This is a genomic window from Streptantibioticus silvisoli, from assembly GCF_027947535.2.
Classification (GTDB): domain Bacteria; phylum Actinomycetota; class Actinomycetes; order Streptomycetales; family Streptomycetaceae; genus Streptantibioticus_C; species Streptantibioticus_C silvisoli.
On the sequence record NZ_JAAGKO020000010.1, the window covers coordinates 126098 to 145507 of the forward strand.

Sequence of the window (19410 nt, forward strand, 5' to 3'; positions counted from 1 at the left end):
GTGGCGGCCCGCGCGGGGGGTGACCGTCTTGTTCAACCGTGCTATTTTTTACTCGTGAAAGCAAAAGACGGCGATGACCAGGACGCGCGGACCTTCACCCAGCAGGCCCGCCGGGCTCAGATCGTACAGGCAGCGATCGAGACAGTCGCCGAGGTCGGTTACCCGAACACCTCGTTCAGCAAGATTGCGCAGCGGGCCGGCCTGAGCAGCACCGGAATGATCTCCTATCACTTCGCGAGAAAGCCGGAGCTTTTCGCGGAGGTCGTGAACACGATCCTCAGGGCCGCCGGCGACATCACGGCCACCAGGATGCGGACGGCAGCCACGTACCGGGCCAAATTGCGCGCCTACATCGAATCGAATTTCGAATTCATAGCGCGGCATCCCGCATACACCCAGGCACTGGTGGAGATAGTCACCGGAATACGGTTCCGGGACACCACGAGCCTCGGCGGACTCGAAAAGGCCGTCGTCTCCGTCGACGGCCTCACCGACTTCCTGAGCGAGGGCCGCGCGGCGGGCGAGTTCGGCAGGTTCGACTCGTTCACGATGGCCGTGTCGATCCGGGGGGCGATCGACAACTTCCTGCGGCAGCACATGTTCGACGGCGACCTCGATATCGCCCGGCACGGCCGGGAAGTGGCCGATATATTCGACCTGTGCACACGGCCCGGCGCCGGAGCCAGCAACTGACCTACCACGCAAGGAGTCTTTCGTGACCCCCCACCCTCCCCAGCAGGACGGCGAACAGGCCGAGGCGACCGGCGAGGAGGAGGTCGAAAAGGTCGAACCGGCCCGAAAGGACTCCTCCGGCACGCGGTTGCTGTTCACCATCGTCGGTGACGTCATTCTGCCGATCGGTCTCTATTACGTGCTGCGCGCGGCCGGCATGGGCGAGGTCTCCTCCCTCCTGCTGAGCGGCGCCGCCCCCGGTCTCAACGCGATCTACTCCGGGGTGAAGCACCGGAAGATCGACGGCATCGGCATCTTCACCCTGTCGATCCTGGTGGTCGGGGCGCTGGGAACACTGATCACCGGCAGTCCGCGCGTCGCCCTCGCGCGCAACGGTGTCTTCACCGGACTCGCCGCCGTGTGGCTGCTCGTCACCCTGGTGACCGGCCGGCCCTTCGTCTTCCAGGCGCTCAAGTCCCTGCTGCCCAGCAAGGAGGAGAAGCTCGACGAGCTGTGGACCACCACCCCCTCGGTCCGCCGCGTCCTGCGCGGCCTGACCGCCCTGTGGGGCTTCGGGCTGCTCGTGGACGCCGCGCTGCGGGTGCTGATGGCCTACGCCCTGCCGGTCGACGAGGTCCCGCTGCTCGACGGCGTGCTGTACGGCGTCACCTGGATCACCCTCCAGATCATCACCCAGATCACCCTGTACCGCACCGGCACACTGCGGATGTTCCTCCCCCGGCACTCGCACTCCGCCCGGACCTGACCCGCCGCCGCCCACCCGGTTCCCCACGGGCGGGCGGCACGACCGAACGCACCGCGGCCCGGCCCGGGCGACGACGCCCGCCGGTGACCGCCCCCGGTCACCGCCTCCGGCGACTCCCCGCCGCGGTCACGCAGCGGCACCGCGCGGTACCGCCCGTAAAATGCGTCCCATGCCGGACGCCTCGCCCCGCCCCGAACCGTTCACCCCGCAGACCGCCCCCGCGGCGCTCGACGACCTGCGCACCCGGCTGCGGTTGACGCGCTGGCCGGACGCGCCCGAGGACGCCGGGTGGTCACTCGGCACCGACCTCGCCTACCTGCGGGAACTCGTCGCCCACTGGGCGGACGGCTTCGACTGGCCGGCCCAGGAGGCGGCGCTCGCCCGGCTCCCCCGCTTCCGCGTCCCGCTCGGCGGCCTCGGCATCCACTTCGTGCACCAGCGGGCCGTCGCACCGGCCGGGCCCGCGCTGCCGCTGGTCCTCAACCACGGCTGGCCCGACTCGTTCTGGCGCTACGCGAAGGTCGTCCCGCTCCTGACCGACCCCGGCGCGCACGGCGCCGACCCGGCCGACGCGTTCGACGTGGTCGTGCCCGACATGCCGGGCTACGGGTACTCCGACCGCCCCACCGGCCCGGCCCCCGACAGCATCGCCGTGGCCGGGCTGTGGGCCGAGCTCATGGACGTTCTCGGCTACCCCCGGTTCGGCGCCGCGGGCGGGGACATCGGCAGCGGTGTCAGCCGCTACCTCGCCCTCGACCACCCCGACCGGGTCGTCGCCGTCCACCGCACCGACGCGGGGGCGCCCGTCTTCACCGGCGACCCCGCCGACCTCACGCCCGAGGAACGCGCCTGGCTCGGCGACACCGCCGGCTGGGGCGCGGCCGAGGGCGCCTACGCCGCCATGCACCGCACCAAGCCGCAGACCGCCGCCTTCGGGCTGACCGACTCACCGGTCGGACTCGCCGCGTGGATCGTGGAGAAGCTCCGGGCGTGGAGCGACTGCGGCGGCGACATCGAGCGGAGCTTCACCAAGGACGAGATCCTCACGAACGTCACCCTCTACTGGCTCACCGGAACGATCGGCTCCTCGATGCGCATGTACGGCGCGAACGGCGCGATCCCGCCCGCGCAGCACGCCCGCCGGGTCGAGGTGCCGTCCGGCTTCTCGCTCTTCCCCGGCGACATCACCCGCCCGCCGCGGGCGTGGCTGGAACGCACCGCGAACGTCGTCCGCGTGACCGAACCCGCGCGCGGCGGGCACTTCGCGCCGTTCGAGGAACCCGAGCTCTACGCGGAGGAACTGCGCGCGTTCTTCCGCCCCTACCGTTCGGCGGCGACGGGCTGAGAGGAGGCGGCGCGGGCACGTCGGGTCGGGTCGGGTCGGATCGGGGGCGCGCAAGGGCGGGCGGGGTCGGATCGTCGCGGAGGCGCGGCTTGCGGGGACGGCCGGTCACCCCGGTCCGCCGCGGGCCGTCTTCGCCCCGGTGCGCCGCGTGCCGTCGCCGCCCCGCGGTCACCGCGCCGGGCGTCAACCCGTCGCCGTCCGGAGGTCGTTGACCCCTGGCTGCCGCCTCGTCGGCCCCCGCCCGACCGGTCCCCGCCGACCCGCCGTCACCGGGTCGCCATCAACCGCCCCGCCCGGGGTAGGGGTCGCAGCATGGCTGAACTCCGGTTGGGGCCCGTGCTGCGGTACGTGGACGACGACAGCGCGACGGTGTGGGTGGAGACCGACGGCGCGTGCGAGGCGCGGGTGGTCTGCGACGACGGGACCGCGGCCGCCGCGGCGAGCTGGTGCGTGGCCGGGCACCACTACGCCCTGGTGGTGCTCACCGGGCTGGCGCCCGGCCGGGAGACGGGCTACACGGTGGAGTTGGACGGGGAGCGGGTCTGGCCGCTGCCGGACTCGCCGTACCCGCCGAGCACGGTGCGCACCCGGCCCTCCGGCGGCGACGGCGAGTTGTGCGTGGCGTTCGGTTCGTGCCGCTGGTCGGCGCCGGCCTCGGAGGGCACCGACCGGATCGGGCCGGACGCGCTCGACACGCTGGCGCGGACCTACGCGCGCGGGTCCGGCGGCCGGCTGCCGGACCTCATGCTGCTGCTGGGCGACCAGGTCTACGCGGACGAGACCTCCCCGGCCACCCAGCGGTGGCTGGCGGCCCGGCGCGACCTGGACGAGCCGCCGTGGACGCAGGTGGCCGACTACGAGGAGTACACCCGCCTGTACGCCGAATCCTGGCTGGACCCGGGCATCCGCTGGCTGTTGTCGTGCGTGCCGTCGTACATGGTCTTCGACGACCACGACGTCATCGACGACTGGAACACCTCGCAGGCGTGGCTGGAGGACATCCGCCGGCAGTCGTGGTGGGCGGACCGGGTCACCGGCGGCATGATGAGCTACTGGGTCTACCAGCACCTGGGCAACCTGTCGCCGCGGCAGCTGGCCGAGGACCCGCTGTACGCGGCCGTGCGGGCGGCCGGTGACGGCACCGCGGAGCTGCGGCGGTTCGCCGAGGGGGCGGACCGGGACCGCGCCGGCACCCGCTGGAGCTACCGCCGCGACATCGGGCGGGTGCGGATCGTGGTGGTCGACTCGCGTTCCGCGCGGGTGCTGGAGGAGGGCAAGCGCGCGATGCTCGACGACGGGGAGGCGGCGTGGCTGCGCGAACAGGTGCTGAAGGACCGCGACTACGACCACCTGCTCGTCGGCACCTCGCTGCCGTGGCTGCTGCCGCACGGCATACACGCGGCCGAGTCGTGGGACGAGGCGTTGTGCGCCGGGGTGCGCGGCCCGCGCTGGGCACGGCTGGGTGAACGGCTGCGGCGGGCCGCCGACATGGAGCACTGGGCGGCGTTCCGCTCCTCGTTCGACACGCTGGCCGACCTGCTGGGCGAGGTTGCCGGACCGCGCGAGGACGGCACCCCGGGGCCGGCCACGGTCTGCGTGCTGTCCGGCGACGTGCACCACGGCTACGCCGCACAGGCCCGCCGGCGGGACGGCGCCCAACACCCGTCGGCCGGGCGGGTGTTCCAGCTGACCTGCTCCCCGGTCCACAACAGCGTCCCGGCGGCCATGCGGCTGGGCTTCCGGGTCGGGTGGAGCTGGCTGGGCAAGGGCGTGGGCGCGCTGCTGTCCCGGCACGGGCGGCTGCCGCGGCTCCCGGTGGCCTGGCGCCGGCTGGGCGGCCCGTGGTTCGGCAACCAGTTCATGACGCTGACGGTCCGCGACCGCGCGATGCACCTGCGACTCCACCAGGTCGCCGGCGACACCGCCGGTTCCGCAAAGCTGATCACCCCGTTCGAGAGCACGCTGAGCGGGAGGCCCTCCGGGGAGTGACGCATCCGGGAGGTGCTTTCGCCGTCCCGGGTCGCCGTCGACGTCCCCGGGCACCCGGGGGGTTCGGAAGCGGGTCAACGGCCGGCATGGCCACGGCCGTTGAGGGCTGCTGGTAGAATATCGGACAGTACCTCAGCCTTCCCGGCGCGGAACACCGCCGCCGGGGAGGCTTTTTTCATGCCCCCGGCTCGGCCCCGGACCCGTTCACCGGTTCCGGCACCCCGTCCTCCCACGCCGTCCAACACCTTACGGAGACCCATGACCGACGTATGCGTACGCCTCGCGCAGGCCGCCGACCGGCCGCTGGCGGAGCGGCTCTGGCTGATGTTCCGCCATGACATGTCCGAGTTCGACGCCCGGTTGCCGCACCCGGACGGGACGTTCCGCGCGGAGCGGCTGCACGCGGCCTTCGACGACGCCGACCGGGTGCCGTACCTGCTCATGAGCGGCGAACAGCCCGCCGGCTTCGCCTTCGTGCGCGGGCTGGCGGGACCGGCGCGGGTCATGGGCAGCTTCTTCGTGGTGCGCGGCGCCAGGCGGACGGGCCTCGGACTGCGGGCCGCCCGCGAGGTCGTCGCCCGGCACCCCGGTCCGTGGCGGATCGCCTTCCAGGACACCAACGCCGCCGCGGTGCGCTTCTGGCACCTCGTCGCGACCGAGTGCGCCGGCGACGCCTGGACGGAGGAACGCCTTCCGGTGCCGGACCGCCCGGAACTGCCGCCGGACGTCTGGATCTCGTTCGACACCACGCGGAACGCGGAGGGCGGAGGGCGGTCGTGATCCCGGGGGGTCGTGATCCCGGGGGGTCGTGATCCCCGGGGGGTGAGGCTCCGCCGGTGAGGTTCTTCGCCGGGAAGTTGGCCACGTCAGCGCCCCCTATCCAGGCAGTCTCCGCCCGGGGAACCGGCCACGCCGACAACCCCCGCCGGGGAACGGCCACCCCGCACGCGGACAGCTCCCGCCAGGGGTGCCGCCCGCCGCCTCACGCCGACAGCCCCCGCCGGAAGAACCGGCCGCCGTTCAACGCACCCGGCCCCCGCCGGGCACCCCAACCCCGCGGACCGTCAGCCGGGATCCGGGGCCGTGAGCAGGTCGCGGGCCTCCTCGGCGGTGGTTTCGCGGAGGTCCTCGGCGACGAGCAGCCAGCGGGTGACGCCGATCGACTCCAGGAAGGTCAGGTCGTGCCCGGCGACCAGCAGCGCGCCCTCGTAGGAGTGCCGCGCGCTCGTCAGCTGTCGCAGGCCGGACAGGTCGAGGGTGCGGGTCCCTCCGCGGGCCCGAGGGACCGGGCCGGGGACGGTAAGGCGCACCGAGGTCGCGTGTACGCGGGGTCACGGGCCGGCGGGAAGCCGGCCACGCGTGACGGGTTACGGCCGATGCCGTACCGCGCGATGTTCGCGGACCTCAGTTACGCATTGTCCACCTCTGTCGGAGACGACAGGACGCTCGCACTGTATCCCGGCCGTCGGTGCGGCACCCGGGATTTTCCGGCCACGCCACCGCCGGCCGGTGAGCGGGGATCGGTGAGCGGTGAGCCCGTTCCGGGGCGCCTGCCACGCCGACCGGTGAGCAGGGAGCGTTGGGCAGGGAGCGGCCCATCGCCCGGAGCAGCCGCCCGGCCGGGCCCCCGTCAGCACCCCGCGCCCACTTCAGCGGTCCGCCGCCCCTCCGGTGAACGGGTCCCCTCCGGTGAACGGGTCCCCTCCGGTGAAGGAGTCCGCGAGGTCGGCGGGGGCGGACTGGCGCCAGGAGTCGAGGAGGATGTCGTACAGCTCCTGGAGGTCCTCCAGGGCGGCGAGCCGGGCCCGGACCCACGCGGAGTGGGCCTCGTGCGGCGGCACCCAGAACTTGGCGGGCTCGGCGGCGATCAGCTCGGCCCGTTCGTGCCGCGGGCACCGCACGGCGAAGGAGGTGGCGTCGTCGGGGACGGTGGCGAACATCCGCCCCGCTACGTCGAAGGTGGGGTGGTTCCAGCGGATCTTCTCCGCGGTCCGGGGCAGGGACAGGGCGATCCGGCGGACGTCGGCTTCGTCGACTGCGTCGGGCACGGTGACTGCTCCCAGGGTCTCGGGGTAGGGAACCGCCACCCGGCGTACGGCCCTCACCGGCGGGCGGCGATGATGTACGTCTACCACGGGTTCACCCGTTCGGCCGTACGCCGAAGCCTTGACCTGTGTTTTACACGGCGCGTGCAACCGTGGTGCGGGGGCGGGTGTCCTCAGGTACAGATGTTGTCTGAAGCGCGTGACAAGAGTGAGGCTGAGGAATGAATCGGGTCTGGAGGAGCGTGGGCATCGCTCTGGTGGCCGGGGCGGTACTCGCCGGCACGAGCGCCTGCAACGGGAGCTCTTCCTCGGGGTCATCGGCCGATGCCAAACCGTCGGGGCGGTCGACGGCGTCCGGCGCCGCGGCCACGGGGAAGCCGACCCCGAGTTCTTCCCCGTCGCCGACCAAGCCGGCCGGGCCGCCCATGCTGCTGAACACCATCGCGCCGGAGAGCGGGTCCACCGTCGGGGTGGCGATGCCGGTGTCGGTGGTCTTCAGCAACCCGGTGGCGACGTCCGCGCGGGCGGCCGTGGAACGGCACATGAAGATCAGCACGTCGGTGCCGGTCACCGGTGCCTGGCACTGGTTCACCAGCACGCGGGTCGACTTCCGGCCCGAGACGTACTGGAAGCCGGGCACCAAGGTGTCGGTGGACGCGGACCTGACCGGTGTCACGGACGGGAACGGCCGCTACGGCGTGCACAGCTACCACCACACCTTCACCATCGGCGCGGACGACGAGGCCAAGGTCTCCGCGCCGGGGCACCGGATGACCGTGACGCACAACGGCACGGTGGTCAAGACCTTCCCCATCGACGCGGGCAGCTCCAGCTGGCCGTCGTGGGACGGGACGATGGCGGTGATCGACAAGTCGCGCGAGGTGCGGATGACCTCGTGCAGCGTCGGCATCAGCTGTGACAAGAGCAGCCCCAACTACTACGACCTGACCCTGCCGTGGGACGTCCACCTGACGACCTCGGGCACCTACGTGCACTACTCGACCGGTGACCCCTACCCGGGCCACTCCGTCGGTTCGCACGGCTGCGTGCACCTGTCGCTGGCCGACGCGGAGTGGTTCTACAACTTCGTCAGGACCGGCGACCCGGTGACCATCACCGGTACCCCGCGCGGCAAGGCGCCCGGCGACAACGGCTACGCGGACTACAACCTGACGTGGTCGACGTGGCTGGCTGCCAGCGGCGCCGGGCAGGTGACGACGACGACCACCGCGTGACGGTCCGACCACGCGGGACCGCGTGAGACCGCCACACCGATCCGGCGCCGGGGGGCTTCCCCCGGCGCCGGACGCGTTCGCGGCGCCGGACGCCCCGCTCACTCCCCCGGGGTGCGGGTCACTCCCCCGGGGTGCGGGCCGGGGCGCGGCGGTGGAACGGCGACCACCAGTTGGCGCGGCCCAGCAGGGCGACCAGGGCCGGGGCGAGCACGCCGCGGACCACGGTGGCGTCGATGAGGATGCCCAGCGCGAGGGCGGTCGCCAGGATCTTGACGTCGGTGGCGGGCACCCGCGACAGCGCGACGAAGGCGAAGAACAGGATGAGGGCGGCGGAGGTGACCAGCCGTCCGGTGCGGGCCACGCCGGCCACCGTGGCGTCGTCGGTGGTGGCACCGGCGTCGTGCTCCTCACGGATGCGCGACAGCAGGAAGACCTCGTAGTCCATCGAGAGACCGAACAGGAAGGCGAACACCGCGATCGGGATCCACACGGTGACAGCGCCCGAGGCGGGCAGGCCGAACAGCGCCTCGGTGCCGACGCCGTGCTGCCAGATCAGCACCGTGACGCCGTAGGCCGCGCCGAGCGACAGCACGTTGAGCACCAGCGCCTTCACCGGCAGCCACACCGAGCGCAGGGCGGCCAGCAGCAGCGCGAAGGTCACCACGACGATGACGGCGACGATCCACGGCACGTTGCCGTAGACGGCGGTGATGAAGTCCGCGTCCTGGGCGGGGATGCCGCCGACCCGGGCGCCGGTCGCGCGCGCCGCGGTCCGTACCCGGCGCGCGGCGGTGGAACCGGCGGCGGTGGCGGTGTCGTCGGTAGACCACACGTCGACCACCCGCCGGCCGCCGCGGCTCCAGGACGCCGGCGCCACGGCACCGGCGACGCCGGGCACCGCGCGGGCGGCGGCCTCGGCGCGGGACGGGTCGGCGGTCACGATCTCCACCGGGTGCGTCATCCCGGCGCCGAGCCCCGCGTCGCGCACCCGGTGCAGGGCGGTGGCGGCCGGTCCCCCGGAGGTGGCGAGCGACGCGGCCGACGGCTGGCCCAGACGCAGGCCGAGCAGCGGTGACGCCAGGGCCAGCAGGACGAGGGCCGACCCGACGGCCGCCGTCCACCGGTGCCGCACCACCGCGCCGCCGACCGCGGTCCACAGCCGGCTGACCGGGGACAGCGACCGGCGCCGCGGCCACTCCAGCCGTTCGCCGGCCGTCACCAGCAGCGCGGGCAGCAGGGTGATCGCGGCGGTGACGCTGATCAACGGGATCAGCAGCCCGGTGTAGCCGACGCTGCGGAGGAACGGCACCGGCAGCACGGTCAGCGACGCCAGGCTCACCGCGACCGTCAGGCCGGAGAAGAGCACCGAGCGCCCGGCGGTGGCCAGGGCGTTCTCCACCGCCGCGGTCCCGACGGCGCCCCGGCCGCGTTCCTCGCGCCAGCGGGTCACCACGAGCAGCGCGTAGTCGATCGCCACGCCCAGCCCGATCAGCGCCAGCAGATACTGCACGATGAACGACACGTCCGTGACGCGGGTCAGGCCCCACATGATCAGGAACGTCGTCAGGATCGACACGGCGGCGACCACCAGCGGCATCACCGCCAGCGCCGAGCCGAAGACCAGGAGCAGGATGACCAGCGCCGCCACCCCGCCGAAGACCGTCTCGGCCAGCACACCGGCCCCGCCGCCGCCCCCGCCCCGCATCAGCGCGTCCTGACCGGTGACGGCCAGCGGCACCCGCGACGAGCGGGCGACCCGCTGGAGGGCGGGGAGCGCGGCGGCGTACGGGTCCTGGCCGTGGCCGGGCCGGGGGTAGACCAGGACCACGCCGGTGCGGCCGTCGCGGGAGCGCAGCGCGGTGTCCGTGCCGAACGAGGCGACGCGGGCGCCGGGCACCGCCGCGCGCACGGCCGGGACGATCGCGGCGGCGTCGGCCGGGCGCACCGGCCGCGTCCCGTTCCCGGCGACCAGCAGCACGGGCGCGTCGTCACCGCCGGAGCCGAACCCGTGGAGGATCTCCTGGTTGGCCCGGTAGCCGGGCCGGCCGGGCAGACCGAAGTCGTAGCTGAGCGCGCTCGTGGCGCGCGGCGCGGCGAACGCCCCGGCGGCGGCGAGCAGCACCCACGCCGCCGTCACCCACCACCGGTACCGGACGACGAACCGTGCGAGTGCCCGCATGTCTCTCCCCACCGCCTGTGCCGCGCCCGCCCTCGCGGTCACTTCCGGAGCACGTCACAGCCTTACCACCGTCCACCGGCGACACGCCGGACCCACGGGTCACTCCCAGGGGTGACGCGCCCGCCGGTACGGGGGTGCGGCGGCGTCCTTCCGGTGTGGTCCGCCCGGCGGCGCGGCGGTCCGCGGGGCGGCGGGGCGATCCGCGGGGCGGCGGGGCGGCCGGTGCGGGCGCGGGCGGCCGGTGCCGCTCGGGTCAGCCGGCGGTCCCGAGGAGGTCGAGCAGGCGGGCGTGCAGCGGGGCGGGGGCGGTCAGGAAGCCGGTGGCGCCGGCCTGCCAGGGGCGGCCCGCCAGGTCGGTCACCGGCAGGCCGGCCTCGGCGGCCACCAGGGCGGCGCCCAGCAGGTTGCCGTCGTCGGTGCCGTACTGCCAGAAACCGTCGAGCCGGCCGGCCGCCACGTCGGCGATCTGCCAGGACGTGGGGCCGAGGTTGCGCACCGCGCCGGCGTGCGGCAGCACCGCCGACAGCGACCGGCCGGCCGCGCGGACCGCCGCCGGTTCCCGGGCGACCGTCGGCGGCTGGCCGGCGCCGAGCACGCACAGCGAGAGGTCCGTCTTGCGGGACGGTTCCAGCGGCCGCCCGTCGCGGTGGGCGCCGCGCCCGGCCTCGGCGGTGTACGTCTCACCGCGCACCGGCGCGTGCAGCACCGCGGCGACCGGCCGACCGTCGCGCACCAGCGCCACGCTCACCGACCAGTGCGGCAGGTCCTGGAGGAACTGCACCGCGCCGTCGAGCGCGTCCACCACCCACGCCTCGCCGGTCGCCGGCAACCGCGTGTCCAGCTCGTCGGCCCACACCGCCTGCGGGCGCACCGCCGACAGCCGCTCCCTGAACAGCTCGGTCGCGGGCCGGTCCAGGGCGTCGAACCGCCGCTTGAACTCCGCCCAGTCGGTGGCCGCCGGCATCGTCACCGGCGCCTGCGCGAGGAACGCCCCGACGGCGTGCGCGGCGGCCGTCATCGACGCCAGCAGAGGGGTCACGGCCTGGGGAACGTGTGGGTGCGCTTCGGTTGTCGTCATGCGTCCATCGTCGGGCCGGGCCGGGTTCCGGCGGCGTTCGGACGGCACCGGGTGAGCGAAAGAGGATGTGGAGCGAGCCCTTGTGGCGGAACCGGTCAACACCTGCCGTCGAAACGGTGGGTGCGGGGCGTCCGCGATCCGCGCGGGGAGCGATGCACGCAACCTTGCATGCAAGACGTAGGCTGATACGCATGTCTGACAAGCCCACCACGCATGCCGCCGAACGCGTCTACCGGTACACCAAGGACCTGATCATCCGCGGCGCGCTGCCGGGCGGGCGGCTGATCAGCGAGGGGAGCATCTGCGACGACCTCGGCGTCAGCCGCACCCCGGTGCACGAGGCGTTCCTGCGGCTCGACACCGAACGGCTGCTCGCGCTGTCCTCCCGCAAGGGTGCCGTGGTGCTCCCGATGGCACCGCAGGAGGCGCGGGATGTGCTGGAGATGCGCGAGGCGATCGAGGGCGCCGCGGCGCAGCGCGTGGTGGACGAGGAGCGGACCGCCCCGGCGACGCTGGACCGGCTGCGGTCCAACCTGGCCGTGCAGGCCGGCCACGCGGCGGCCGGCGACCTGGAGGCGTTCGTCGAGGCCGACGAGGAATTCCACCGCACGGTGGTCGAGGCGTCCGGCAACGAGATCGCCGGGCACTTCTACGCGTTGCTGCGCGACCGCCAGCAGCGGCTGCGCCACCACCTGCTGGCCATCCGGCCGGACGAGCTGCCGGTCATCCTGACCGACCACCGCGACCTCGTCGGCTGCCTGGAACGCCGGGACGCCGACGCCTACCGCGACCTGCTGCGCGCGCACGTCGCCCGGAACCGGGGGGCGCTGTGAGCGGCGGCACCGCGGTCGAACCGGCCCCCGCCGGCCCCCTCGCACCGGCCGGCCGGCCGCGGCCCTGGTGGACCGTCTTCGGCGCGGTGTTCGTCTCCTGCTGGTGCGGCAACCAGTTCACCCCGCTGCTGGTGATGTACAAGGAGCGCCAGCACTACGACGCGACCACCGTCAACCTCTTCCTCGGGGTGTACGTGCTGGGGCTGGCCCCGGCGCTGCTGGTCGCGGGCGCGCTGTCGGACCGGTACGGGCGCCGGCCACTGATGTTCGCCGGCCTGCTCGCCTCCACCGCCGCCAGCGCCACCCTCGCCTTCGGCGCGACCGGCCCCGGGCCGATCTACGCCGGCCGGCTGCTGTCCGGCGCCGCGGTCGGCATCGCCATGGCGGTCGGCAACAGCTGGCTGAAGGAGGTCTCCCAGGCCCCCTGGGACGTCACCGCCGAGGCGGGCACCGGCGCGCGGCGTGCCTCGCTGGCGTTCACCCTCGGGTCCGGCATCGGTGCGCTGGTCGCCGGCGTCCTGGCCCAATGGGGGCCGTGGGACGAGGAGTTGCCCTTCGTGGTGCACCTGGCGGTGTCGGTGCCGTTCCTGTGGCTGCTCCCCCGGGTCCCCGAGACCAGTGCGGGCCGGCTCAACGGCACGCCGGGCGTCCGGTTCCGGCTGTCCGCCGCCCGCCACCGGCGCTTCGCCGGCGTGGTGGCGGTCGCCGCCCCCTGGCTGTTCGCCGGCGCCGCGCTCGCCTACGGGTACCTGCCGGTGCTGCTGTCGCCGTCGACCGGCCGCTGGGGCCTGCCGTACGCGACCGGGCTGACGGTGCTCACCCTCGGCGTGGCCGCGCTGGTCCAGCCGCTCGCCAAGCGGATCGACACCGCCTCCAGCGCGCGGGGGCTGCTCGTCGCGCTCGCGGCGGTGGCCGCCGGACTGCTGCTGACGGCCGCCGCCGCGGCCACCCGGTCACCGGCGCTGGGGGTGGTCACCGCGTGCGTCATGGGCGCCGGCATCGGCGTCGGGCTGGTCAGCGGGCTGCTGGAGGTGCAGCGGATGGCACCGCCCGGCGACCTCGCCCGGCTGACCGGCGTCTTCTACGCGCTGGCCTACCTCGGCTTCCTGACCCCGGCCGCGATGGCGGCGCTGACCCCGCCGTTCACGACGACGGCACTCCTGCTGGCCGTGACGGCCCTGGTGGCGGCGGCGTTCCTGCTCGTCCTGCGGTCCCACCGCAGGCACCTGCCCGGCGGCCCCTGAGCGGCGGGCCCGGCACCGGGAGGGGCGGCCCTGCCGCGCCGCGGCGGGTCGCCGTTTGCCCGGAGCGGCCAGGGGCACCCGGCGGACATGGCGAAGAAGGACGAAGCAGGCCGGTCCGGCGACCGGGCGCCGCTGACGGAGTACCGCGCCAAACGGCACCGGGACCGCACGCCGGAACCGGGCGGGGCGGACGGCGGGAGTGACGGGGGCGGACGGCGGTTCGTCATCCAGAAGCACGCCGCCTCGTCGCTGCACTACGACTTCCGCCTGGAGGCCGACGGCGTGCTCAAGTCGTGGGCGGTGCCGAAGGGCCCGTCCACCGACCCCCGCGAGAAGCGGCTGGCGATGCGCACCGAGGACCACCCGCTGGACTACGCCGACTTCGAGGGCGTCATCCCGCGCGGCGAGTACGGCGGCGGCGAGGTCATCGTCTGGGACACCGGCGAGTACCGCCCGCTGCCCGGCAAGGACGGCGAGGTCACCGCGATCGCCGACGGCGTGGAACGCGGCCACGTGAAGTTCTGGCTGGACGGCCGCAAGCTGCACGGCGGCTACGCCCTCACCCGGACCGGCTCCGACCGCGGCAAGGAGCGCTGGATCCTCGTCAAGACCGCCGACGAGACCGCCGACCGCCGCCGCGACCCGGTCAGCACGGAACCCGCCTCGGTACGTACGGGCCGCACGGTGGAGGACCTGGCGGAGGAGCGGGGTGGGGGCGCGGAGGAGGACGGGGGCGGGGACGGCCGGTAGGCGGTGAGCGGTAGGTGGCGGGCGGTGAGCGGCAGCCCCGGCACCGGGCACCACGGCCGCCGCTGACGGAGTGCTCGTTGCCGGTGGCGATGTTCGGGCACGGGTACTGCCGCGTCACCGTCGAGGACAGCGGCGCGGGGCGTGCCTGGAGCAACCCGATCGCGCTCGGGCCGGACTCCGCCGCCGCGGGGCACTGAGCACGGCACCGGACGCTCCCGCGCGGAGACCGCACCGGAAGCGCACCGCACGGGCGCTCTCGCCCGCGACACCCCGTTTGACGTTCCGTCAACCGGTCCGTACCGCCAGCATGTTGCCGTTCGCGGTGGCCGGTTCCGCCTCCCCGGGCGGGCACCGTTCCTCTACAGTCGCGCCAGGCGCCCGGTCCTGTTCCGTCCCACCGAGTTCATTCACGTGAGCAACGACGTAGAGGGGAACACCATGAAACCCAGTAACGCCGCACGCGCCGCCGCGGTGGCCGCCACCCTGCTGGCCGCCGGGCTCGTCGCGGCCGCGCCGGCCGGTGCCGCCGAGAGCCACGCGGCGCCCACCCGGATCAGCGGGACCCAGCTGCACGCCAGCATCCTCAAGGCGGCGTCGAGCGAGCCGTGCGCGGCCGCCGCGAGCCTGAGCGTGCGCCCGATGGGCGGCTACACGCCCCCCGCCCTCAGCGAGTGAGCCGACCGGGTCCGCCGCGCACCAGGCCCGGCGGACCCGCCCGGTGGACCGGCGGGCCGGTGCGGGAGAGGCGGTCGACCGACCGCACGACCGGGTGTGCCGGGAGACTTCGAGGCCGACCCCGGTCCCTGAAGTGGTCGATGCCGCCGGGCAGTTCAGGCGCGGTCGGCAGGCCGGGCCCATCCCCGGCCGCCTGACACACCGTCAACCGTCCTGCTAGGCAGTGTGGTTGACCTCATCCCGCCGTCCCCGACATCAACAGGGCAGCTGCGCCCAGAAGTCGGTCAGGACCTCCGCCGCCCGCCGCGGTTCCTGGAGCATCCACCAGTGGCCCAGGCCGGGCAGCTCCACCACCTGGGCGTTCGCCCGCTCCGCGGTGCGCCGGCGCATGTCCGCGGTGCCGACGTAGGTGTCGTCGGTGGCGGTGATCTGGAGTCCGGGGCGGGTGGCGGCGACCGGCAGGTCCCGGGCCATCTCCTGGAGCACCGGCTCGGACGCGGAGCGGTACAGGTCCAGGACGCACCGGCCCATCTCCGGGCCCTGCGCCTCGGCCAGCCGGGCGGCCACCTCCGGCCGGCCGACCATGCGCAGCGCCCGCGCGGTGCGCTCCTCGATGGTGCCGCCCATCGCGCGGGCGATCATCGCCTCGCCCCGGCCCGGCGTACGCCAGCCCCTGGCCATGTCGTGCCAGACGTAGTCCGGGTCGTACACCCCGATGGCGTCGGTGGCCCAGCTGCGCAGCAGGTCGGGGCGGGTCATCGCCACGTTGACGACGTGACCGCCGCCCCAGTCGTGCCCGACGAGGTCGACCGGGGTCTCCAGCGCCTCCAGTTCGGCGATGAGCCAGGCCCGGTAGTCCGTGACGGTGGCGCCGAACCCGTCCGGCACCGGCGCGCCGAACCCGGGGGGCGACAGCAGCACGACGTCATCCCGCTCCAGCCGTGCGACGAGCGCGTCCCAGATCGCGTCGGTCTCGGGGTTGCCGTGCACGAAGACCACGCTCATGTCACTCGACTCCTCGTCGGATGTGCTCCGCCGCCCCCGGCGGGCCGCGGTACCGGACCCGGTACGGCCGCCGTCGCGACGCCGACCGCGCCCGCCGGCCGGTCCCGGGGCGCGGTGATCACCGGTCGCCCATCATCGCAGCCCGTGCGGCGCGACGCGTTCCACCGCTGCGGCCGGCGGCGGCCCGCGGCTGGCATGCTGACCGGGTGACAGGTGACCCCGCCGTTCCGCAGGCCATCACCGCGGACCCGCCCGTCTCCGCCCTACGGCCGCTGCTGAGCCAGCAGTGGCTGGACCTGACCTTTCTGCACTGGCCGGCCGCGCCGCGGGACGTGGCGCCGCTGCTGCCGCCGGGGACCGTGCCCGACACCCTGGGAGCGGACACCTACGTCGGTCTGGTCGCCTTCCGGATACATCGCATCGGGTGGTTCCGGCTGCCGGGCATCCCGTATTTCGGGTCGTTCCCGGAGACCAACGTGCGGCTGTACGCGGTGGACGCGCACGGGCGGCGGGGCGTGGTCTTCCGTTCGCTGGACGCCTCCCGGCTGGCGCCGGTGCTGGTGGCCCGCGGCCTGTTCCGGCTGCCGTACCTGTGGTCGCGGATGGCGGTGCGCAAAGAGGCGGACACCGTCGCCTACACCGGCCGGCGCCGGTGGCCCGGGCCGCGCGGCGCGCGCTGCGACCTGACGGTCCGGGTCGGCGAACGCATCGAGGAGCCCACCGCGCTGGAGCACTTCCTGACGGCGCGCTGGGGCATGCACAGCGCGTTCTTCGGCCGGCCGGCCTTCCTGCCGAACGCCCACCCGCGCTGGCCGCTGTACCGGGCCGAACTGCTGCACCTGCGCGAGGACGTGGTACGGGCGGCCGGCCTGCCGGAACCGGTGGGCGCCCCGGTCAGCGTGCTGTACTCCCCCGGTGTCGCGGTCCGCTTCAGCCGGCCGTGGGGCCGCCGCCCGGCCGGACCGCCCTGACGGCGACGGCCCGGCACCGGTGCGGCGGCTCCCCGGGGGGCGGTGCGTACCGGCGGGGGCCCGGCACCGGTGCGGCGGCCGCCGGCGGGGGCCCGGCACCGGTGTGGCGGCCTTCGGCGGGGGTGCGGTGCGTACCGGCGGCGGTGCGGCGGCCTCCGGCGCAGGCCCGGCACCGGTACGGCGGCCCCCGGCGGCGGCGATCAGTACCGGCGCGATCCGAACCGGCGGCTTCCCGGCACCGGTGCGGTACGAACCGCGGGTGCGGTCAGCGTGTCGTGGCGACCACGTCGATCTCCACCAGGATGTCCATCAGGTCGGAGCCGACGGTGGTGCGTACCGGGAACGGCTCGGTGAAGAACGCGCGGTAGGCGGCGTCGTACTCGGCGAAGTCGCGCCGCAGGTGCTGGAGATGGGCGGTCACCTTCACGACGTCGTCGAGGGTCAGTCCGCGTTCGGCCAGCACGGCGGCGATGTTGCGCAGGACCTGGGCGGTCTGCTCGCGCGCGGTCGGTGCGACCTCGCCGGTGCGCGGGTCCTGCGGGCCGAAGCCGGCGGTGAACAGCAGGCCGCCGCCCTCGGCGCCCTGGCTGTAGGCGCCCTTGGGCAGCGGCGCGCCGGCGGTGCGGACGGGGTGGCGGGTCATCCGGTGAGGTCTCCTTCTCGTTCGTTGACGGCGGCGAAGTGCCGCAGCTTGTCCTCGTCCACGGTCACGCCGAGCCCCGGGCCGGTCGGTACCCGCAGGCGGCCGTCCGCCAGGTGCAGCGGTTCGGTGATGTCGTCCGCATGCAGGTAGTACATGCTGTCGATGGCGCGGGAGAGCACCGGGGTGCTGGCCACCACGGCCAGGTGGGCGGCGGTGGCTATGCCGAGTTCGCCGCCGCTGTGCAGGTTCATGCCGAGGCCGAACGTCTCGCAGTGCGCGGCCAGCGCCTTGGTGGCCGCGATGCCGCCCCACTTGTAGACGTCGCCGTGGATGACGTCGACCGCGTTGAGCCGCATCGCGGGGGCGAACTCCTCGAAGCGCACGACGCACATGTTGGTGCACAGCGGGATGCGGACCTTGGCGTGCACCTGGCTCATGCCCTCGATGCCGGAGCAGGGGTCCTCCAGGTACTCCAGGTCCAGTTCCTCCAGGGCGATGCCGGCCCGTACCGAGTCGGGCACCGACCAGGCGGCGTTGGGGTCGACCCGCAGGTCGCTGGCGGGCAGCGCGCCGCGCAGCGCCCGCATGATGGCGACGTCGCCGGCGACGTCCTTGGTGCCCTTGAGCTTGACGGCCCGGAAGCCGCCCTCGGCGACGACCCGGGCGGCGTGCTCGGCCAGCGCGCCGGGCAGGTCGGCGGCACCGGCGCCGGGGGCGTCGGCCCGGGTGACCAGCGCGGTGATGGCGACCTCGTCGCGCACCGCGCCGCCGAGCAGGTCGGTGACCGACTGGCCGGTGGCCTTGCCCATGGCGTCCCAGCAGGCCACGTCGAGGGCGGCGATCGCGGCGTACCCGAGGTAGCCGTGGAAGAACGGCACCATGTGCTGCTTGCGGTGGAAGGCCTCCAGCGCGAACGGGCTGGTGCCGATCAGGTCCTGGGCCATCGAGCGGACGACCGCGGCGACCGGCCGGCCCCACATCGTCTCGCCCCAGCCCTCCACCCCGCAGTCGGTGCGCAGCCGCACCACGGTGCGGGTCTCGCCCGTCTTGGTCTCGAACGAGCTGGTGAACGGGTTGACCAGCGGGAGGTTGACCACCCAGACGTCGACATCCGTGATCTTCATTCTTCTCCTTGACTCGGGTGGGCGGCTGCCCGCCCGGGGTGGGTGGCCGCGTCGAACGCGCGGATGGCGCGGGCCAGCCCGCGGGCCCTGGCGTCCAGCAGCCGGTGGCCGGCGGCGGCGTCCGCGCCGCAGGCGTCGTCGGTGGATCCGCCGACGCGCTGCCATTCGCCGTGCCGTTCGACGGTCAGGCCGGGGTACGGCGGCCGGTCGAACAGCGGGGGCGGCTCGACGGGGGCGCGGGACGGTACCGGGGTGCGGACCAGGCCGGGGTGGGCGGCGAGCATCAGCGAGGTCTCGAACCAGCCGGCGTGGCCCGGGGTGACGTCCGGCCGCTCCCCGTCGCCGGTGTCGTCAGCGTCGCCGGTGTCGCCGGCGCCGTCACGGTCGGTGACGGTCCAGTACGAGCAGGCGGCGACGGTGACCTCGGCGCGCAGCGCGAACCGCTTGACGGCCAGCCGCATGATCTCGTCGTTGCCGCCGTGGCCGTTGACCACCATGATCCGCTGGTAGCCGCTGGTGGCCAGCGAGTCCAGGACGTCGTCGAGCACCGCGCCGAGGGTGGCGGCGGACAGCGAGACGGCGGCGGCGAACAGGTGGTGGGGGCTGTGCCCGAACGGCAGGGCGGGCAGCCGGACCAGCCGCGGCGCGGGTCCGTGCCGGGTCAGGTGGACGGCCGCCCGGTCGATGACGGCCTCGGCGAGCAGCGTGTCGGTGCCCATCGGCAGGTGGCCGGCGTGCTGCTCCTGGGAGCCGATCGGCAGCAGCGCGATGCCCTCGGCACCGGCCGCGCGCACTTCCCGCCAGGTCAGTTCGGTGAGCGTCAAAAGGGTCACGGGGCTACTTCCCTCCATGGCTG

General features: G+C 74.3%; 19 protein-coding genes. 11 read left to right on the plus strand and 8 right to left on the minus strand.

All coding sequences use genetic code 11. The features are described from left to right. Positions 1-54 precede the first annotated feature (54 nt). The 5 genes from POF43_RS09915 (at position 55) to POF43_RS09935 (ending at position 5552) form a co-directional block, all read left to right on the plus strand. Positions 55-693 (plus strand): TetR family transcriptional regulator, encoded by a 639-nt coding sequence (locus POF43_RS09915; protein ID WP_271314291.1) that lies wholly within the window; start codon positions 55-57, stop codon positions 691-693. 22 nt (positions 694-715) lie between these two features. After that, positions 716-1438: a VC0807 family protein gene (locus tag POF43_RS09920; RefSeq protein ID WP_271314290.1), complete on the plus strand. Its 723-nt coding sequence runs from the start codon at positions 716-718 to the stop codon at positions 1436-1438. A 169-nt stretch (positions 1439-1607) separates the two neighbouring features. Further along, a complete protein-coding gene (locus tag POF43_RS09925; RefSeq protein WP_271322005.1) occupies positions 1608-2783 on the plus strand; it encodes an epoxide hydrolase family protein in 1176 nt (391 codons plus the stop codon). Between the two features lie 312 nt (positions 2784-3095). Then, entirely contained in the window at positions 3096-4772 is a 1677-nt protein-coding gene (locus POF43_RS09930; protein ID WP_271325606.1) for an alkaline phosphatase D family protein, read from the plus strand. A gap of 258 nt (positions 4773-5030) precedes the next feature. Then, positions 5031-5552, plus strand: a complete 522-nt coding sequence (locus POF43_RS09935) for a GNAT family N-acetyltransferase (RefSeq protein ID WP_271325605.1) — start codon at positions 5031-5033, stop codon at positions 5550-5552. Between the two features lie 284 nt (positions 5553-5836). Here the strand turns inward: POF43_RS09935 and POF43_RS09940 are convergent, their stop codons facing one another. Next, positions 5837-6082, minus strand: a complete 246-nt coding sequence (locus POF43_RS09940; RefSeq protein WP_372515932.1) for a hypothetical protein — start codon at positions 6080-6082, stop codon at positions 5837-5839. 339 nt (positions 6083-6421) lie between these two features. Continuing rightward, the gene (locus tag POF43_RS09945; RefSeq protein WP_271325100.1) at positions 6422-6820 is read right to left on the minus strand and encodes an MmcQ/YjbR family DNA-binding protein; all 399 of its coding nucleotides are present in this window, start codon (positions 6818-6820) and stop codon (positions 6422-6424) included. Positions 6821-7038: 218 nt separating this feature from the next. Between POF43_RS09945 and POF43_RS09950 the strand changes: the two genes are divergently transcribed. Then, a complete protein-coding gene (locus POF43_RS09950) occupies positions 7039-8052 on the plus strand; it encodes a L,D-transpeptidase (RefSeq protein WP_271325099.1) in 1014 nt (337 codons plus the stop codon). Between the two features lie 118 nt (positions 8053-8170). Here POF43_RS09950 and POF43_RS09955 read toward each other — a convergent pair whose 3' ends face one another. Both POF43_RS09955 and POF43_RS09960 read right to left on the minus strand, forming a co-directional pair. Continuing rightward, positions 8171-10231 (minus strand): MMPL family transporter, encoded by a 2061-nt coding sequence (locus tag POF43_RS09955; protein WP_271325098.1) that lies wholly within the window; start codon positions 10229-10231, stop codon positions 8171-8173. 253 nt (positions 10232-10484) lie between these two features. Beyond that, positions 10485-11309, minus strand: a complete 825-nt coding sequence (locus POF43_RS09960; protein WP_271324282.1) for an inositol monophosphatase family protein — start codon at positions 11307-11309, stop codon at positions 10485-10487. A gap of 191 nt (positions 11310-11500) precedes the next feature. On the opposite strand from POF43_RS09960, the gene POF43_RS09965 reads away from it, so the two are divergent. From POF43_RS09965 to POF43_RS09980, 4 genes are all read left to right on the plus strand, one after another. After that, a complete protein-coding gene (locus POF43_RS09965) occupies positions 11501-12142 on the plus strand; it encodes a GntR family transcriptional regulator (RefSeq protein ID WP_271316044.1) in 642 nt (213 codons plus the stop codon). Further along, positions 12139-13386: an MFS transporter gene (locus POF43_RS09970; RefSeq protein WP_271324283.1), complete on the plus strand. Its 1248-nt coding sequence runs from the start codon at positions 12139-12141 to the stop codon at positions 13384-13386. Before POF43_RS09965 ends, POF43_RS09970 begins: the two co-directional genes overlap by 4 nt. 87 nt (positions 13387-13473) lie before the next feature. Further along, complete coding sequence (locus POF43_RS09975; RefSeq protein ID WP_271324284.1) at positions 13474-14136, plus strand: DNA polymerase ligase N-terminal domain-containing protein; 663 nt, start codon at positions 13474-13476, stop codon at positions 14134-14136. Positions 14137-14574: 438 nt separating this feature from the next. Further along, complete coding sequence (locus tag POF43_RS09980) at positions 14575-14811, plus strand: hypothetical protein (protein WP_271324285.1); 237 nt, start codon at positions 14575-14577, stop codon at positions 14809-14811. Between the two features lie 255 nt (positions 14812-15066). On the opposite strand, the gene POF43_RS09985 is transcribed toward POF43_RS09980, so the two are convergent. Then, on the minus strand, positions 15067-15816 hold the full coding sequence (locus tag POF43_RS09985; RefSeq protein WP_271324286.1) for an alpha/beta fold hydrolase: 750 nt from the start codon (positions 15814-15816) through the stop codon (positions 15067-15069). 206 nt (positions 15817-16022) lie between these two features. Here POF43_RS09985 and POF43_RS09990 point away from each other — a divergent pair, with 206 nt between their 5' ends. Continuing rightward, the gene (locus POF43_RS09990) at positions 16023-16787 is read left to right on the plus strand and encodes a YqjF family protein (RefSeq protein ID WP_271324287.1); all 765 of its coding nucleotides are present in this window, start codon (positions 16023-16025) and stop codon (positions 16785-16787) included. A gap of 265 nt (positions 16788-17052) precedes the next feature. Here POF43_RS09990 and POF43_RS09995 read toward each other — a convergent pair whose 3' ends face one another. From POF43_RS09995 to POF43_RS10005, 3 genes are read right to left on the minus strand one after another with little or no spacing between them, the layout of a single operon-like run. After that, positions 17053-17430: a RidA family protein gene (locus tag POF43_RS09995; RefSeq protein ID WP_271324288.1), complete on the minus strand. Its 378-nt coding sequence runs from the start codon at positions 17428-17430 to the stop codon at positions 17053-17055. Then, positions 17427-18554, minus strand: coding sequence for a mandelate racemase/muconate lactonizing enzyme family protein (locus POF43_RS10000; protein WP_271316036.1), 1128 nt, complete (start codon positions 18552-18554; stop codon positions 17427-17429). Before POF43_RS10000 ends, POF43_RS09995 begins: the two co-directional genes overlap by 4 nt. Next, positions 18551-19405, minus strand: a complete 855-nt coding sequence (locus tag POF43_RS10005) for a creatininase family protein (RefSeq protein ID WP_372515933.1) — start codon at positions 19403-19405, stop codon at positions 18551-18553. The genes POF43_RS10000 and POF43_RS10005 overlap by 4 nt, the downstream gene beginning before the upstream one ends. Positions 19406-19410: the final 5 nt, after the last annotated feature.

Bases quoted from the DNA above. Each gene is read 5' to 3' on its own strand.
- POF43_RS09960 (WP_271324282.1), bottom strand. From the start codon at position 11,309: ATGACGACAACCGAAGCGCACCCACACGTTCCCCAGGCCGTGACCCCT.
- POF43_RS09925 (WP_271322005.1), top strand. From the start codon at position 1,608: ATGCCGGACGCCTCGCCCCGCCCCGAACCGTTCACCCCGCAGACCGCC.
- POF43_RS09935 (WP_271325605.1), top strand. From the start codon at position 5,031: ATGACCGACGTATGCGTACGCCTCGCGCAGGCCGCCGACCGGCCGCTG.
- POF43_RS09950 (WP_271325099.1), top strand. From the start codon at position 7,039: ATGAATCGGGTCTGGAGGAGCGTGGGCATCGCTCTGGTGGCCGGGGCG.
- POF43_RS10000 (WP_271316036.1), bottom strand. From the start codon at position 18,554: ATGAAGATCACGGATGTCGACGTCTGGGTGGTCAACCTCCCGCTGGTC.
- POF43_RS09980 (WP_271324285.1), top strand. From the start codon at position 14,575: ATGAAACCCAGTAACGCCGCACGCGCCGCCGCGGTGGCCGCCACCCTG.
- POF43_RS09965 (WP_271316044.1), top strand. From the start codon at position 11,501: ATGTCTGACAAGCCCACCACGCATGCCGCCGAACGCGTCTACCGGTAC.
- POF43_RS09995 (WP_271324288.1), bottom strand. From the start codon at position 17,430: ATGACCCGCCACCCCGTCCGCACCGCCGGCGCGCCGCTGCCCAAGGGC.
- POF43_RS09930 (WP_271325606.1), top strand. From the start codon at position 3,096: ATGGCTGAACTCCGGTTGGGGCCCGTGCTGCGGTACGTGGACGACGAC.
- POF43_RS09985 (WP_271324286.1), bottom strand. From the start codon at position 15,816: ATGAGCGTGGTCTTCGTGCACGGCAACCCCGAGACCGACGCGATCTGG.
- POF43_RS10005 (WP_372515933.1), bottom strand. From the start codon at position 19,405: ATGGAGGGAAGTAGCCCCGTGACCCTTTTGACGCTCACCGAACTGACC.
- POF43_RS09955 (WP_271325098.1), bottom strand. From the start codon at position 10,231: ATGCGGGCACTCGCACGGTTCGTCGTCCGGTACCGGTGGTGGGTGACG.
- POF43_RS09975 (WP_271324284.1), top strand. From the start codon at position 13,474: ATGGCGAAGAAGGACGAAGCAGGCCGGTCCGGCGACCGGGCGCCGCTG.